General features: G+C 71.8%; 10 protein-coding genes and 1 pseudogene. 7 read left to right on the top strand and 4 right to left on the bottom strand.

From position 1 onward, the window contains the following. Positions 1-187 precede the first annotated feature (187 nt). Positions 188-3,970 carry an ABC transporter ATP-binding protein gene (locus tag PZB75_RS08950; RefSeq protein WP_275534759.1) on the top strand — a complete coding sequence of 1,261 codons (3,783 nt, stop codon included), beginning with the start codon at positions 188-190 and terminating at the stop codon, positions 3,968-3,970. Between the two features lie 144 nt (positions 3,971-4,114). Here PZB75_RS08950 and PZB75_RS08945 read toward each other — a convergent pair whose 3' ends face one another. Then, positions 4,115-4,585, bottom strand: a complete 471-nt coding sequence (locus PZB75_RS08945) for a hypothetical protein (RefSeq protein ID WP_275534758.1) — start codon at positions 4,583-4,585, stop codon at positions 4,115-4,117. A gap of 247 nt (positions 4,586-4,832) precedes the next feature. On the opposite strand from PZB75_RS08945, the gene PZB75_RS08940 reads away from it, so the two are divergent. The 5 genes from PZB75_RS08940 to PZB75_RS08920 all read left to right on the top strand — a co-directional run bounded on the left by PZB75_RS08940 (position 4,833) and on the right by PZB75_RS08920 (position 11,721). Continuing rightward, complete coding sequence (locus PZB75_RS08940; protein WP_275538645.1) at positions 4,833-5,249, top strand: hypothetical protein; 417 nt, start codon at positions 4,833-4,835, stop codon at positions 5,247-5,249. Between the two features lie 69 nt (positions 5,250-5,318). After that, positions 5,319-6,809, top strand: a complete 1,491-nt coding sequence (locus PZB75_RS08935) for a S28 family serine protease (RefSeq protein ID WP_275534757.1) — start codon at positions 5,319-5,321, stop codon at positions 6,807-6,809. A gap of 304 nt (positions 6,810-7,113) precedes the next feature. Next, positions 7,114-8,607 carry a glutamate--cysteine ligase gene (locus tag PZB75_RS08930; protein ID WP_275534756.1) on the top strand — a complete coding sequence of 498 codons (1,494 nt, stop codon included), beginning with the start codon at positions 7,114-7,116 and terminating at the stop codon, positions 8,605-8,607. Between the two features lie 5 nt (positions 8,608-8,612). Beyond that, positions 8,613-10,361, top strand: coding sequence for an NAD(P)/FAD-dependent oxidoreductase (locus PZB75_RS08925; protein WP_275534755.1), 1,749 nt, complete (start codon positions 8,613-8,615; stop codon positions 10,359-10,361). A 136-nt stretch (positions 10,362-10,497) separates the two neighbouring features. Further along, a complete protein-coding gene (locus tag PZB75_RS08920; protein ID WP_275534754.1) occupies positions 10,498-11,721 on the top strand; it encodes an amidohydrolase family protein in 1,224 nt (407 codons plus the stop codon). Positions 11,722-11,829: 108 nt separating this feature from the next. On the opposite strand, the gene PZB75_RS08915 is transcribed toward PZB75_RS08920, so the two are convergent. The 3 genes from PZB75_RS08915 to PZB75_RS08905 all read right to left on the bottom strand — a co-directional run bounded on the left by PZB75_RS08915 (position 11,830) and on the right by PZB75_RS08905 (position 14,904). Next, entirely contained in the window at positions 11,830-13,653 is a 1,824-nt protein-coding gene (locus PZB75_RS08915; protein WP_275534753.1) for a glycoside hydrolase family 3 protein, read from the bottom strand. A 175-nt stretch (positions 13,654-13,828) separates the two neighbouring features. Beyond that, positions 13,829-14,737 carry a LysR family transcriptional regulator gene (locus tag PZB75_RS08910; protein ID WP_275538644.1) on the bottom strand — a complete coding sequence of 303 codons (909 nt, stop codon included), beginning with the start codon at positions 14,735-14,737 and terminating at the stop codon, positions 13,829-13,831. A gap of 38 nt (positions 14,738-14,775) precedes the next feature. Beyond that, positions 14,776-14,904: a hypothetical protein gene (locus PZB75_RS08905; protein WP_275534752.1), complete on the bottom strand. Its 129-nt coding sequence runs from the start codon at positions 14,902-14,904 to the stop codon at positions 14,776-14,778. 76 nt (positions 14,905-14,980) lie between these two features. Between PZB75_RS08905 and PZB75_RS08900 the strand changes: the two are divergent. Continuing rightward, a pseudogene (locus PZB75_RS08900) lies at positions 14,981-15,820 on the top strand (EamA family transporter); the annotation flags it as partial. Between the last annotated feature and the right edge of the window lie 31 nt (positions 15,821-15,851).

Below are 15,851 nucleotides of genomic sequence, written 5' to 3'. Positions count from 1 at the left end.
GTTGACGTCGCTCCCCGCGCGCCGGCCGTCACCCCATCCCGCGCCCCCACCCCCACAAGCGCCCTCTGCGCGCCGGAACGCCCCCAGGACCTAGGTCAGAAGACCGGTCTTTTGTTACAGCGGGATGAAATGCGCTGCCCAGCGCGTTGCTGCCTTGCGGCAGAACAGCTCGAACGGGGAGGCACCGGTGACGGACCAGGACCACGAGCAGGGGCTCGAACGGGAGACACCTGCGACCGGCCGGCCGCGCCAGGACCAGGGATGGGGCCGGCGGCTCGGCGGTTACGCCTGGCGTTACCGGCGCAACGTCCTCCTGGCGCTCGGCTCGTCGCTCGCCGGCATGGCGGTGATGGCCCTCGTACCGCTCATCACGAAGGTCATCATCGACGACGTGGTCGGCGACCACACCCGTTCCCTCGCCGTCTGGACCGGGCTCCTGATCGGCGCCGCCGTGCTCGTGTACGTCTCCACGTACATCCGCCGCTACTACGGCGGCCGGCTCGCCCTCGACGTGCAGCACGACCTCCGTACCGACATGTACGCCACGATCACCCGGCTCGACGGGAAGCGGCAGGACGAGCTGTCCACCGGGCAGGTCGTCGGGCGGGCCACCAGCGACCTCCAGCTGATCCAGGGGCTCCTCTTCATGCTCCCGATGACCATCGGGAACGTCCTGCTCTTCCTGCTGTCCCTGGTGATCATGGCGTGGCTCTCCCCGCTGCTGACCCTCGTCGCGCTCGCCGTCGCCCCCGCCCTCTGGTACATCGCGCGCCGCAGCCGCACCCGTCTCTTCCCCGCCACCTGGTACGCCCAGGGGCAGGCCGCCGCCGTCGCCGGGGTCGTCGACGGCGCCGTCTCCGGGGTGCGGGTCGTCAAGGGGTTCGGGCAGGAGGACCAGGAGACCGGCAAGCTCCGCGAGGTCAGCCGCAGGCTCTTCGCCGGACGGCTCCGCACGATCCGGCTGAACTCCCGCTACACCCCCGCCCTCCAGTCCGTCCCCGCGCTCGGCCAGGTCGCGATGCTCGCCCTCGGCGGCTGGCTCGCCACCCGGGGCGAGATCACCCTCGGCACCTTCGTCGCGTTCTCCACCTACCTCGCCCAGCTCGTCGGCCCGGTCCGGATGCTCGCCATGGTCCTCACCGTCGGACAGCAGGCACGGGCCGGTGTGGAGCGCGTCCTGGAGCTCATCGACACCGAGCCGACGATGACGGACGGTACGAAGGAACTGCCCGCCGACGCACCGGCGAGCGTCGAGTTCGACGACGTACGGTTCGGGTACGACGACGACCGGCCCGTCCTCGACGGGTTCTCGCTCACCATCGAGCCCGGTGAGACCGTCGCCCTCGTGGGCGCCTCCGGCAGCGGCAAGTCCACCGTCTCGCTCCTGCTGCCCCGCTTCTACGACGTGACGCGCGGCGCCGTCCTGGTCGGCGGCCACGACGTCCGCGAACTGACCCACGACTCGCTCCGGGCCCTCATCGGCCTCGTACCGGAGGACAGCTTCCTGTTCTCCGACACCGTCCGAGCCAACATCGCGTACGGAGTCCCCGACGCCACCCAGGAACAGATCGAGCGGGCCGCCCGCGCCGCGCAGGCCCACGGCTTCATCAGTGAACTCCCCGAGGGTTACGGCACCACGGTCGGCGAGCACGGACTGACCCTCTCCGGCGGCCAGCGCCAGCGCGTCGCCCTCGCCCGCGCCATCCTCGCCGACCCCCGGCTGCTCCTCCTCGACGACGCCACCTCCGCCGTCGACGCCCGCGTCGAGCACGAGATCCACGAAGCGCTGCGGCACGTCATGGAGGGCCGCACCACCCTCCTCATAGCCCACCGCCGTTCCACCCTCGGCCTCGCCGACCGGATCGCCGTCCTCGACGCGGGACGGCTCGCCGACATCGGTACGCACGAGGAGCTGGAGGCCCGCTCCGCCCTCTACCGGCGCCTGCTCACCGATCCGGACGAGCTGGGCGGCGCCTCGCCCGGCCACCGGCCGGCGACCGCAGGGCCGGCGGGCGTCGAGGACGACCGCGCGCTCCAGGAGGAGCTGGACGCCGAGTTCGACGCGGAACGGGGCATCACCCCCGAGCTGTGGATTCGCGACGAGAAACCGCTGTCCACCGGGGCCGCGGGCATGCCGGCCACCCCGGAACTCCTCGCCCAGGTCGAGGCGCTGCCCCCCGCCACCGACACCCCCGCCATCGACGAGGCCCGCGCGGTGCGCGCCGAGGACTCGTACGGACTGCGCAGGCTGCTGGGCGGCTTCGGGCTGCCGCTGCTGGTCAGCCTGGGCCTGGTGGCCGTGGACGCGGGCGCGGGCCTGCTGCTTCCCGTACTGATCCGGCACGGCATCGACCAGGGCGTCACGAAGATGGCACTCGGCGCCGTCTGGGCGGCGTCCGCGCTCGCGCTGGTCGTGGTGCTCGTGCAGTGGGTCGCCCAGATCGGCGAGACCCGGATGACGGGCCGGACCGGTGAGCGCGTCCTGTACTCACTGCGGCTGAAGATCTTCGCGCAGCTCCAGCGGCTCGGCCTCGACTACTACGAGCGCGAGCTGACCGGCCGCATCATGACCCGGATGACGACGGACGTGGACGCGCTGTCGACGTTCCTCCAGACCGGTCTGGTCACGGCGTTCGTCTCGGTCGTCACCTTCTTCGGCATCATGCTCGCGCTGCTGGTGCTCGACGTGCAGCTGGCGCTGGTCGTCTTCGCCACGCTTCCGCTGCTGGTCGTCGGCACGTTCTTCTTCCGCCGCCGGAGCGTCAAGGCGTACGAGCTGGCCCGTGAGCGCATCAGCGCCGTCAACGCCGACCTCCAGGAGTCCGTGTCCGGGCTGCGGATCGTGCAGGCGTTCCGGCGCGAGCGGGACGGCGCCGACCGGTTCGCCGCGCGCAGCGACCACTACCGGCAGGCCCGGGTGCGCGGCCAGTGGCTGATCTCGGTCTACTTCCCGTTCGTCCAGCTGCTGTCGTCCGTGGCCGCCGCCGCCGTGCTGATCGTCGGCGCGGGCCGGGTCGACAACGGCACGCTCACCACGGGCGCGCTGGTGGCGTACCTCCTCTACATCGACCTGTTCTTCGCGCCCGTGCAGCAGCTCTCGCAGGTCTTCGACGGCTATCAGCAGGCCACGGTCTCGCTGGGCCGCATCCAGGAACTCCTGCGGGAGCCGACCTCCACCGCCGACACCGATCGGCCGAAGGACGTCACGGTGCTGCGCGGGGAGATCGCGTTCGAGAACGTGTCGTTCGTGTACGGGGCCGGGGAGGACGCCGAAGAGGCGCTCAGCGACGTCGATCTGCGGATTCCGGCCGGCCAGACGGTCGCGTTCGTCGGCGAGACGGGCGCCGGGAAGTCGACCCTGGTCAAGCTGGTCGCCCGCTACTACGACCCGACGAGCGGGCGGATCACCGTCGACGGCACCGATCTGCGCGAGCTGGGCCTCACCGCGTACCGGCACCGGCTCGGCGTCGTGCCGCAGGAGGCGTACCTCTTCGCGGGGACGGTCCGTGACGCCATCGCGTACGGACGGCCCGAGGCCACCGACGCGGCGGTGGAGGCGGCGGCCCGCGCGGTCGGCGCCCACGACATGATCGCCACCCTGGACGGGGGCTATCTGTACGAGGTGGCCGAGCGGGGCCGGAATCTGTCGGCCGGTCAGCGCCAGCTCATCGCGCTGGCCCGCGCCGAGCTGGTCGATCCCGACATCCTGCTCCTGGACGAGGCGACCGCCGCGCTCGACCTCGCGTCGGAGGCCCTGGTCAACCAGGCCACCGACCGGCTCACCGGCAGGCGCACCACGCTGGTCGTGGCCCACCGGCTGACCACGGCCGCCCGCGCCGACCGGGTCGTGGTGATGGACCACGGCCGTGTCGTCGAGGACGGCACCCATGACGAACTGCTGCGCGGGGAAGGGCATTACGCCCTGTTGTGGCGGACCTTCATAGGGGAGGACGAGCCCGCCGGGGTGTGACCGGCGGGGTGTGAGAGCGCGGGCGGGCCCGGCGGCGGGAACCGGTCCGGCCGGGGAGCCCGGTCCGGGCGGCGAGGCCCGGTCCGGCGGCGGAGGGGTCCGGCCGCCGGAGTTCCGGGGCGTGCCCGTGCGGTCGGGGCGGCGTCAGCGGATGTACGAGATCTTCCCGGTCCGCAGATCCGACTGCACGGTCAGCTGGGTGTACGTGCGGTGCTCGCCGGTGCCCCAGGCGAGCCGGACGCGCGACCAGGTGTGCCCGGCGCCGCTGCTGCCCTGGGTGACCTGGTAGCCCGTCGGGACGTTCTGCGAGCGGAGCACGCCGTCGGCGTGGTGCCGGCTCTCCCAGTCGCGCAGCTCGGCGCGGAGCCGCGGCGTCAGGTAGAACGTCCGGAGCGCGGTGGCCAGTGCCCGGTCGTGGCCGCCGAGCGCGTCGATGTACGCGCCGTAGAAGTGGCCGACCTGCTGCACGGCCGGGGCGAGTGCGACGCTGTGCGCGGCCGGGGCCGTGGGCGCCTGCGGGGCGGCGGCGGTGGCCGGGAGCGCCGACACGGCGGTGAGCAGAGCGGAGACGAGCAGCGCGCGGCCCGCGGTGCGGGGACTGGGCGAACGAAGCATGGCGATTCCTAACTCTCGTACGGGTATGTCCTGTTGGAATCATGGTGTCCGTTTTCGTGACTGTGCGTGGGTACCGCGCCGAGCGCAACCTCCGGATGGCCCCGGGCGTCGTACGCATGTACGTGCATGTGCCAGCCAAGGGCGAGAGTGTTCGATGGGGTGAGCGTCAATGGTGGAACCGCCGAGGTCGCGGACGATCCGAACGACCTGGACGGCGTGCGTGGCCCGGACGGCGCGCGTGGCCGGAATGGCCCGCACGGCCCGGACGGCGTCGTGCGGTCGGCGGGGGGCGGTGCTGACGCGGTTCCTCGTCCTGCCCCTGGTCGCCGCTCTCGGACTGGTCCTCGCCGGCTTCGACACGCCCCACGCGCGTGCCGTGTCGGTCTGCGCCGGACGGCCCGCCAAGGTCGTGCCGTTCGCCACCGGGGAACTGCGCGTCTACAAGAGCCGCGCCTACGCCTGCGCCCTCGCCGTCGCCAGGAAACCGGGGGCGGCCCGCCCCATGACCGTACGGGTGCAGCCGCGCGGCGGACGCGCCGTCGTCGACAGCGGCACATTCACCTCCCAGGCGGGCCCGGTGACGGTCCATGCGCTGAATCGCTGCGTACGGGTGTCCGGCACGATAGCGGGGAAGTCGGCCGACACCGGCTGGATTCTCTGCTGACCGGGTCTGGCGGTGCGGGTGACACCCCGCTAGGTTCACGGCGACTGTCGTGAACCAAGTGGAGGGTGTATGCGCAAGGCGCTCAGGGGAATTCTGTCGCTCGCGGTGCTCATCGGCACGGTGGGTGCGACCGGAACCTCGGTCGGTGCGGCCACCGCCGCGGAACCGGCCACAACGCGGAGCAGCAACAGCGTCACCGGCAACGGCGGAAACGCCAGCAGTTCGGACATCAAGGACCGTATCCTGGCGATCCCGGGAATGAGCCTGATCGAGGAGAAGCCCTATACCGGATACCGATTCTTCGTCCTCGAATACACCCAGCCGATCGACCACCGGCACCCGGGCAAGGGGACGTTCAAGCAGCGCATCACCCTGCTGCACAAGGACACGTCCCGGCCGACGGTCTTCTACACCAGCGGTTACAACGTCTCCACCAATCCCAGCCGTTCGGAGCCCACCCGCATTGTCGACGGCAACCAGGTCTCCCTGGAGTACCGTTTCTTCACCCCGTCCCGGCCGTCCCCCGCGGACTGGTCCAAGCTCGACATCTGGCAGGCCGCCAGTGACCAGCACCGGGTCTTCACCGCGCTGAAGAAGATCTACGACAAGAAGTGGCTCACCACGGGCGGCTCCAAGGGCGGGATGACCGCCACCTACTTCGAGCGCTTCTACCCGCGTGACATGGACGGCGTCGTCGCCTACGTCGCGCCCAACGACGTGGTGAACGACGAGGACTCGGCGTACGACCGGTTCTTCAGGAACGTCGGCACCAAGGAGTGCCGCGACAAGCTGAACGGCGTGCAGCGCGAGGCACTGATCCGCCGCGCGCCGCTGGAGAAGAAGTACAAGGAGTACGCCGCCGCCAACGGCTACACCTTCAACACCGTCGGCTCGCTCGACAAGGCGTACGAGGCGGTCGTCCTCGACTACATCTGGGCGTTCTGGCAGTACAGCCTGCTGGCCGACTGCGACACCATCCCGGCCGACGCCCGGCACGCGTCCGACCAGGCGATCTGGGACTCGATCGACGCGATCTCCGGCTTCTCGGCCTACGCCGACCAGGGCCTGGAGACGTACACCCCGTACTACTACCAGGCCGGTACACAGCTCGGCTCGCCCGACATCAAGCAGCCGTGGCTCGGCAACCTCAGCAGGTACGGCTACCAGCCGCCGCGCACCTTCGTGCCGCGCTCGATCCCGATGCGGTTCCAGCCCGCGGTGATGAGGGACGTGGACAACTGGGTGAAGCACCACGCCGACCGGATGATGTACGTGTACGGGCAGAACGACCCGTGGGGCTCCGAGCGCTTCCGCCTCGGCTCGGGCGCCCGTGACAGCTATGTGTTCACCGCGCCCGGTGCCAACCACGGCGCCAACGTGGCCGGTCTGAACCCCGCCGACAACGCGAAGGCCACCGCGGCCATCCTGCGCTGGGCGGGCGTCGCCCCGGCCGCCGTGCAGGCCGACCCGACGAAGGCGAAGCCGCTCGCGACGTACGACGCGCGCCTCGACAAGCGGGACGTGACCGAGCACCGGCTGGGCGGTCCGCTGCGTCCGTGACGCGGCGGGACTCCCCGCGTTTCCTCCCGGCGGGCCGGGTACGCGCCTCTCGCGTGCCCGGCCCGCCTTTCGCTGTCCTCCCCTTCCCTCCGTCCGCTGCCTGCCTCCGGCCGTCCCTTCGCTCGGGCCGGCCTGCCCACTCCTGGACCGGGAATCCCGCCCGGCCGTTCGTCCGTCCGCGTTTTCCCGGCCTTCGCGGAGAGGCCGAAAAGCATTGTGATCAAATTCCCACGCCGATTTCTGGGTACTTTGGATGGGCGGGTCCGTGTGACACGGTACGCACTCCTCGGACTAGGAGCCCGGCATGGGAAAAGAGATCAAGCAGAGCGAATTCGAGGAGTCCGATTATTCGATCTTCCGCGAGCGTCTGACGGATTGCCTCACGGCTCTGGAAAAAGTGGTGGACAGTCCCGGCTTCGGTCGGTGCGAGACCACGGTGGGCGCGGAACTGGAAATGTTCCTGATGACGGACGACGGCCGCCCGACCGCGTTGAACGAACAAGTCAGGCGAACCGTGGCGGACGACCGGGTCGCTCTCGAAGTCGATCAATTCAACCTCGAAGTGAATCTCAGACCCGTCCCCCTGCGGGGCAGACCGTTCACCGCGATGCGGTCCGAGACCGAGGAGCTGCTGTCCGCCGTCGCCGCGGCGGCCGGCGCGCACGGAGCGGCGCCGGTGATGATCGGTACCCTGCCCACCCTCACCCGCTCGGATCTGGGCAGACCGTTCCTGACGGCCGACCGCCGCTTCCGCGTCCTCGACCACACCCTGACCCGGCTCCGGGCCACTCCGTACGCCCTCGTGCTGCCCGACGACGAGCACAGCACGCTCATCGCCGACTCCATCGCCGTACAGGGGGCCAACTGCTCGTGGCAGGTCCATCTGCTGGTGCGTCCCGACGAGTTCACCCGCGTGTACAACGCGGCCCAGCTCGCGATCGCCCCGGTGCTCGCCGCGGCGGGCAACTCGTCCCTGCCGATGGGGCGCGGGGGGTGGCAGGAGGCCCGTATCCCCATGTACGAACAGGGCTTCGGCGAGAGCGGCGCGGGGGACCCGGCCGGTTCGCGAGGCCGGGTCGCCTTCGGTGACGGCTGGCTGAAGGGAGGCGCGGTCCAGCTCTTCGCGGACGCGGTGCACCGGCACGAGGTCCTGCTGCCGGTGCTCTCCGAGCAGCACCCCGCCCACCCCCTGGCGCCCGGCGAGTTCCCCCGCCTGGACGAACTGTCCCTGCACCAGGGGACGGTGTGGACGTGGAACCGCCCGGTGTACGACCCGTCCGGCCATCTGCGCGTCGAGTTCCGCGCGTTGCCGAGCGGCCCCACTCCGGCCGACATGACCGCCAACTCCGCGTTCCTCCTCGGGCTGACCCTCCATCTGGCCGCGCGGCCGGAAGACCTGGACGCCGCACTGCCGTTCGAGGCGGTCCGGGAGAACTTCTACCGCGCGGCCCGACTGGGGCTCGGCGCCCAGCTGCACTGGCCCGGCGAAAGCAGGGCGTCGCCGGAACAGAGCCCGGCGCCGGACCTCATCCGCGCGTTGCTGCCCGCAGCCCTCGACGGGCTGGTCTCCGCCGGGGTCGACGTGGCGGAGGCCGAGGAGTCGCTGGGCGTGATCGAGGACCGGGTGTCCACCGGACAGACCGGTGCGGTGTGGCAGCGGCGCGCGCTGAACGCGTACGAAAGGCATGACGACCACGAGTCCGCGCTGCGCCGGCTGGTGCTCGCCTACTCGGAGCTGAGCGTGACACGCCGTCCGGTGCACACCTGGCCGGTACCGGCCCGGGAGAAGAACAGGTGACAGCAATGTCCGAGCAGCCCCCCGTCGCGACCGACCTGCAGATCGACTTCCCCTTCGACTACACCGCCCACGTCTCGGAAGGCCGGGGGATCGGCCGACTGCCCGACGACGCCGTGGGGACCGAGATCGCGGTCATCGGCGCGGGCGGCAGCGGGCTCACCGCCGCCTACGAACTGATGCGCGCGGGCTGTCGCCCCATCCTGTACGAGGCCGAGCGGGACGGGGAGGGGCCAGGAGGGCACCGGCTGGGTGGCCGCATGTTCTCCCGGCGGCTGGCGGAGACCGACAGCGCGGTGGTGGAACTGGGCTGCATGCGCTTCCCCGACACCGCACGGCTCCTGCGTCATTACACCGACACCTTCGGCCTGCGGTGGCTGCCGTTCCGGGAGAACTACGCGGCGGGCGTCACACCGCGCACCGTCCTGGAGGTCGACGGAAACCGGTACGAGACAGAACGGATCACCGACCTCTACCCGCTCAACGAGGAATTCCGCCAGGCACACCTGCGCTGGGAGGCCGCCCTGGAGCGCATCGGCCTTCCGCGACTGCTGCGCGGACTCGCGACACGCGACCGCGCGACGGTCGCGGAACTGTGGAGGACGCTCCTGCGGCGGTACACGGACTGGAGCTTCTACCGCTTTCTGCGCGCTCCGGAGGGGGCAGGACTCACCCAGGACCAGGCACGCCTGCTGGGTACGGCGGGAATCGGACCGGCCGCCTGGGACTGCTTCTTCGACGTGAGCTTCCTGGAGATCGTGCGGATGCTCCTGACCAGCCAGGGGGCCGATCTGTACTACCTCCAGGAAGGCGTCAGCGCGCTCGCCGAGCGGTTCTGGACCCACCGGGCCACCGGCCCCGACGGCGGGTCCACGAGCCTGGAGGAGATCAACGGCGGCGCGCCCCGGCCCGGCGTCACGGCGCTGGACGTCGAGGACGACCCGTCCCGCGGTGTGGTGGTGCACAGCGAGGACGGGCGCGCCCAGCGCTTCGCGGCGGCCGTCTTCACCCCCCAACTGCACCTGCTCGAAACCAATGTCGACCTGCGGTCCACCCGGGCCGGCGGTTCGCCCTTCGGCCCCCGGCTGTGGCGGGCGGTGCGGGGGCTGAGCTACTGGGAGTCGTCGAAGACCGCCCTGGTCACGCGGGAGCCGTTCTGGGAGGGCACCGGTCTGGACGGGGTCACCCTCACGGACCGGTTGCCCCGGGCCACGTACACCATGGACTACGGCGAACCGCGCGGGGACGGCGGAAGGCGGGGGGTGCTGGTGCTCAGCTTCACCTGGGCCCAGGACGCCATGAAGGTGGCCGCGTCCGACCTCGACGAACGTGTCGGGCTCTTCACCCGGGAACTGGGCCGGGTGCATCCGGACGTCGCCGACGAACTGGCGAGGCAGGCGGCGGACGCCGACGCCGCGACGATCTCCTGGGAGGCCCGGCGCAACTTCCGGGGGCTGTGCCGACTGGCCCGCCCCGGCGAATACCCCTACCAGTGGGACCTGTTCGCGCACTTCATGAAGGACTTTCCCGGACACCCCGTCGTACCGGGCGAACCGCCCAACGCGCTGTTCCTCGCCGGTGACGACACGGCCTGGTCGCCGGGCTGGCTCGACCACGCCCTCGCCTCGGGCATCAACGCGGCCTGGGGTGTGCTGCGGATGCTCGGCGGCCGGTCCGACCCCGGCAACCCCGGCCCCGGCGATCACTGGGGAGACCCCGACCTCACCCCCGCCGCCCACGAGGGAACGAGGGGTTGAGGGTGTCCCGCAATCCCCGGCCCGACAGCTCTCAGCCCCATGACCACCTGGCGAACGGCCCACCGCACCGAGAGGTGACGGCCACGGCGGACCGCCGCCCGCGCCCCGGCCCCGCGCCCGCCCACTGGAGGACACCATGCACCTCTCACCCTGTCGTGACATCTGGCTCTCGGCGGATCGCGTGTGGGACGGGGTCGCGGACGCGCCCGTCGACGGCGTCTCCGTGCGCGTGCGCGACGGGCGGGTGGCCGAGCTGGGCACCCCGCCCGGCGGGGCCGAGATCAAGGAACTGACCGGCTGTACGCTCCTCCCCGGATTCATCGACTGCCATGTGCACTGCCTCGACGAACGGCTGGACACCTCGTCCGCGGCCTACCAGGTGCTCAGCGCCCTGCCCGTGCTGCGCACCCTCCTGGCGGGCGGCTTCACCACCGTCCGCGACCTGGGCGGCGCTCAGCAGGCGCTCAACCCGGCGCTGCGGCGCGCGGTCGAAGAAGGGCTCACACTCGGCCCCCGCATGGTGGTGGCGCCGAACATCCTCTCGCCGCGCGCCGGGCACGCCGACAAGGCACCCGAACTCGCGGAACGGTACGGCGCGGAGGTCGGCACCCTGGCGGACGGTCCCGAGGAACTGCGCCGTGCCGTGCGCCGGCAGGCGCGTGCGGGCGCGGACTGGATCAAGTTCGCGGGCAGCGGAGGCTTCTCCTCACCGGTCGACGGGCCCTCCCAGACCGCGTACTCCCAGACGGAGATGGACACGCTGGTGGGTACGGCCACCGATCTCCAACTCCCTTGCGCCACCCACGCCTTCGACGACGAGTCCATCACTCGTGCCATCCGCGCGGGCGTGCGGAGCGTCGAACACGCCTGTCTGGCCTCACCGTCCGTCTACCGCCTGATGGAATCCACCGGCACCTTCCTGGTGCCCACCCAGTACGTGCAGACCTACTTCCTGGAGGGACTGGACGACGACGACGTCTGGCGCGGGCGCCCGCCCCGGATGCGGAGTACGTACCGTCAACACGCCGAGCGTCTGCGCGCGGGCCTGGCCCGGCCCGCCCGCTCCGACGTGAAGATCGCCTTCGGTACGGACGCGGGGATGTTCCCGCACGCCGACAACTGGCGGGAATTCCGCACCCTGGTCACCAACGGTCTGTCCCCGCTGCGTGCCCTGCGCGCGGCCACCGGTGTCGCCGCCGAACTGCTGGGCCGGCCCGATCTCGGCCGGATCGAGCCGGGGGCGACCGCGGACCTGGTCGCCCTGCGCGGCGATCCGTTCGAGGACATCGACGCCACCGGCCGGGTCGACTTCGTCATGCGGGAAGGACGCTCCGTGGTCCGCCCTTCCGCCACCGACTGACCACGACGGCCGGTGGCGGAACGGCGGTACGGAGCCGGCCGCCATCCGCCGCGCCCCGGGGCCGCACGGGGCGCGCCCCTGGCGACCGCGCCCGGGGGCGGCGGCCCCTCAGTACGACAGCCCGTGGCCCACGGGATACAGCACCCGCGTCGGGTCGTCCGCGCGCTGCACCGGGACCGGGAGCCTTCCCCGGGGACGGGCGTGACCCGCGATCACCCGGGCGGCGGCGCGGAGTTCGACATCGGTCCAGGAGTACGTGGCCAGACTCGCCGCGTACCCGGTCCCGGACAGCTGCGCGATGTCGTAGGGATTGCGGATCGCGACGGTGATCACCGGGACCCCGGTCGCGGCGAGCGCGCTGACGAGGGTCCGCTGCGATCCGCCCGCCGTGACGTTGTACGTCCCCACGACGACCGCGTCGCTGTCCCGCGCGGCGGCCACCGCGTCGGCGATCTTCGCCGGGGTGGGGGCGGTGCCGGTGGACAGCGCCGTCGCCGTGAAGCCCAGCTCGCCGAAGGCGGCGGCGAGGGTGGCGGTCGGCGGGCCCGTCGTACCGGAGGGGGAGGCCGGGTCGGCGCCGACGACCAGCAGCCTCCGGTGCGAGCGGCGCGACAGCGGCAGCAGCGCGCCGGGGTCGGCGAGCAGCGTGGTGGTGCGCTCGGCGATCCGGTCGGCGGCGGCGCGGTGCTCCGGGACACCGACCGTGCGGTCCACGCCCCGCCGGGTGACGAACGGGTCGTCGAACAGGCCGAGCCGGGTCTTCATCCGCAGAATGCGCAGAATCGATTCGTCGAGTCTGCGCTCGGTGAGTTCTCCGTTCTTGACGGCGTTCAGCACGGCGTGCCAGGCGAGGTCGAGGCTGGGCGGATTGAGCAGCTGGTCGACGCCCGCCTTCAGGGCCAGTACCGGTACGCGCTCGTCGCCGTACTTCGTCCGCACCCCCTCCATGCCCAGCGAGTCGGTGACCACCACGCCGTCGTACCCCAGCTCCTCGCGGAGGATGCCGGTCAGGATCGGGTGGGAGAGGGTCGCCGGGTCCTCCGCCGGATCGAGGGCGGGGACCACGATGTGCGCGGTCATGATCGAGTCGATGCCCGCGGCGACCGCCGCGCGGAACGGCGGCGCGTCCAGCCGGGACCACTGCTCGCGGGTGTGACGGATGTACGGCAGCTTGGAGTGGCTGTCGTCCGTGGTGTCGCCGTGGCCCGGGAAGTGCTTGGCCGTGGCCGCGATCCCGGCGCTCTGATACCCCTTCACCTGGGCGGCGGCCAGGGCGGCCACGGACTGTGGGTCGGAGCCGAAGGAGCGGACGCCGATCACCGGGTTGGCGGGGTTGACGTTGACGTCGGCGTCCGGGGCGTAGTTCTGCGTGATGCCGAGGGCGGCCAGTTCGGCGCCCGCGATCCGCCCGGCCAGCCGGGCGTCGGAGCGGGAGCCCCCCGCGCCGAGCGCCATCGCACCGGGCAGCAGGGTGGCGGGTTCGCCGACCCGCGCGACGATGCCGTGCTCCTGGTCGGTGGCGACGACGAGCGGCAGCGGGGTGGGGCCGGCGAGCCCGGCCCGCTGGATGCCGTTGGACAGCTCGGCGATCTGGTGCGGATCACGGGTGTTGTGCGCCCACGTGAAGTAGATGATCCCGCCGACGTGGTACTTCGCGATCATCTCGGCGGCGGTCCTGACCCCGATCTCGGCGAGGTTGGCGTCGATGTCGGCCTGGTCCGGGGCGGTGGCGGAGTGCCCGTACACCCGCATCACGAAGAGCTGGCCGACCTTCTCCTCCAGGCTCATCCGGGCGATGAGCCGTTCGAGGCGTCGGGTGGTCGAGGCGGGGACGAATGCGGTGGCGGACGCGCCCGGGGCGGCGACGGCGCCGGCGGCGACCGCGGCGGCGGTAGCGGTGAGAAGGGTGCGTCGTGAGGTGCGGTGGTGCACGTGAGCTCCTTCCGGCCGTACTCAGCGAGAGAGAGGGGTGGTGAAGGAAACTGCCAAGGAGTCACGGATATCCGGAAAGTAACTTCCAGTCAAGAGGACAGTCCGACAAGCACTCCGGTAGGGGAGAGGGTGGGGCGGGAGGGGTGGGGCGAGGGGTGCGGATGGGGTTCGCGCGTCACGCGAGGCCGAGCGCCGTACCGTGCGCCCGGAGCGCCGACACCGCCGCCGTGATCGCCGGACGCCGCGCGGCCCCCGTACGCCACAGCGCGTACAGCCGCCGTACCGGTACGGGATCGAGCCGCACCGCCACCACGCCCGGCGGCAGCGGTCCGCGCCCCAGCCGGGGGATCATCGCCACCCCCAGCCCGGCGGCGATCAGTGCCAGCTGGGTGTGGTTCTCCTCCGCCTGGTGCCGGATGTCCGGCTTGTAGCCCGAGGCGCGCAGGGTGCGGATGAGCCAGTCGTGGCAGACGGTCCCCGGCGGCTGGCAGATCCACCGCTCCTTCGCCAGTTCCTCGCGCCGCACCGCGTCCCGCGCGGTGAGCGCGTGCCCCTCGGGCACCAGCAGATCGCACCCGTCGTCACCGATCACCGCCTGCGCCACCCCTTCCGGGACGGGCAGCGGTGCGATGTCCCAGTCGTGCACCACCGCGAGATCGATCACCCCCTTGGCGACCAGATCGACCGAGAGGTGGGGGTCCACCTCCGTCATCCGGGTCTCCAGCGCCGGGTGTTCACGGTCCAGTTCCGCCAGGACTCCCGGAAGCAGCCCCCGTGCGGCGGACGCGAACGCGCCGATCGACAGCCGTCCCGTCGGCCGGCCTCTGCGTTCCTCCAGCGTCGTCTCGGCGTCCTCCACGATCGCCAGCAACCGCTGGGCGGCGGCGACCAGATGCAGCGCCTCCTCGGTGAGCGCGACCCCACGCCCCTGGCGCTCAAGGAGGACCGTGCGGGTCTCCCGCTCCAGCTTGGTGATCTGCTGCGACACCGCCGACGGCGTGTAGCCGAGCGCGGCGGCGGCGCCCGCGACGGACCCGTGGACGGAGACGGCGTGCAGAGCGCGCAGCCGGGCGAGATCGAGCACGGGGACCTCCGGAGGGCCTTCGGGTGGCTTGGGTGGCGTCACCCGGCGACGATGCTCGGCCCGGCCGCACGGCTCGACTCGACGGCGTCACCCGGCCCGACCGCATCGCTCGACTCGACGGCGTCACCCGGCCCGACCGCATCGCTCGACTCGACGGCGTCGCTCACTCGGTAGCGTTGCTCAATTCCACCATGCAGAAATCCGCGCTGGTGCTACAGGGTCCACGCGACCGATGCTCGGTCCATGCGCCCCCTCCACATCGCCCTGGCCGCGCTGGTCGCCGCCGTCTGGGGTGTGAACTTCGTCGTCATCGAGGTCGGTCTCGGCCACTTCCCGCCACTCCTCTTCTCCGCCCTGCGCTTCCTGGCCGCCGCGCTGCCCGCCGTCTTCTTCGTCGGCCGCCCGAAGGTCGCCTGGAAATGGCTCGTGGGCGTCGGGCTCGCGCTGGGCGTGGCCAAGTTCGGTCTGCTCTTCATCGGCATGGACCGGGGGATGCCGGCCGGACTCTCCTCGCTGGTGCTCCAGGTGCAGGCCGTCTTCACCACCCTGTTCGCGGCCCTGGTACTCGGCGAACGGCCGGGGAGGCTCCGGGTACTGGGCATGGGCGTCGCGCTCGCGGGCATCGGGGTGGCCGCCGTGGACGAGGGCGCGGGCGGACCCGTACTCGCCTTCGTCCTGGTCGTCGCCGCGGCGGCCTGCTGGGGCGTCTCGAACGTCCTGACCCGCAAGGCCGCCCCGCCCGACCCCCTCAACTTCATGGTGTGGGTCTCGACCGTGCCCGTACTCCCGCTGCTCGGCCTCTCCCTCCTCTTCGAGGGCTGGGACCGGGACGCCGAAGCGCTGGCGGCGCTGGACCGGAGCGGCGCCGGGATCATCCTGTACGTCGCCTGGATCACCACCGTCTTCGGCTTCGGGGCCTGGGGCTTCCTGCTGCGCCACTACCCGGCGTCGTCCGTGGCGCCCTTCACCCTGCTGGTGCCGGTGTTCGGGATGTCCTCGGCCGCGCTGCTGCTCGGTGAGTCGCCGACCCCGCTGCGCTGGTGCGCGGCGGCGCTGCTGGTCGGCGGGGTGGCGCTGACCTCGTGGGCCGGGGGCCGGGGGCGCGGGCCCGTCG

The organism is Streptomyces sp. AM 4-1-1, assembly GCF_029167625.1.
Lineage (GTDB): Bacteria > Actinomycetota > Actinomycetes > Streptomycetales > Streptomycetaceae > Streptomyces.
This window is presented reverse-complemented; position numbering and strand designations above follow the sequence as displayed.

Bases quoted from the DNA above. Each gene is read 5' to 3' on its own strand.
- PZB75_RS08920 (WP_275534754.1), top strand. From the start codon at position 10,498: ATGCACCTCTCACCCTGTCGTGACATCTGGCTCTCGGCGGATCGCGTG.
- PZB75_RS08930 (WP_275534756.1), top strand. From the start codon at position 7,114: ATGGGAAAAGAGATCAAGCAGAGCGAATTCGAGGAGTCCGATTATTCG.
- PZB75_RS08940 (WP_275538645.1), top strand. From the start codon at position 4,833: ATGGCCCGCACGGCCCGGACGGCGTCGTGCGGTCGGCGGGGGGCGGTG.
- PZB75_RS08935 (WP_275534757.1), top strand. From the start codon at position 5,319: ATGCGCAAGGCGCTCAGGGGAATTCTGTCGCTCGCGGTGCTCATCGGC.
- PZB75_RS08945 (WP_275534758.1), bottom strand. From the start codon at position 4,585: ATGCTTCGTTCGCCCAGTCCCCGCACCGCGGGCCGCGCGCTGCTCGTC.
- PZB75_RS08925 (WP_275534755.1), top strand. From the start codon at position 8,613: ATGTCCGAGCAGCCCCCCGTCGCGACCGACCTGCAGATCGACTTCCCC.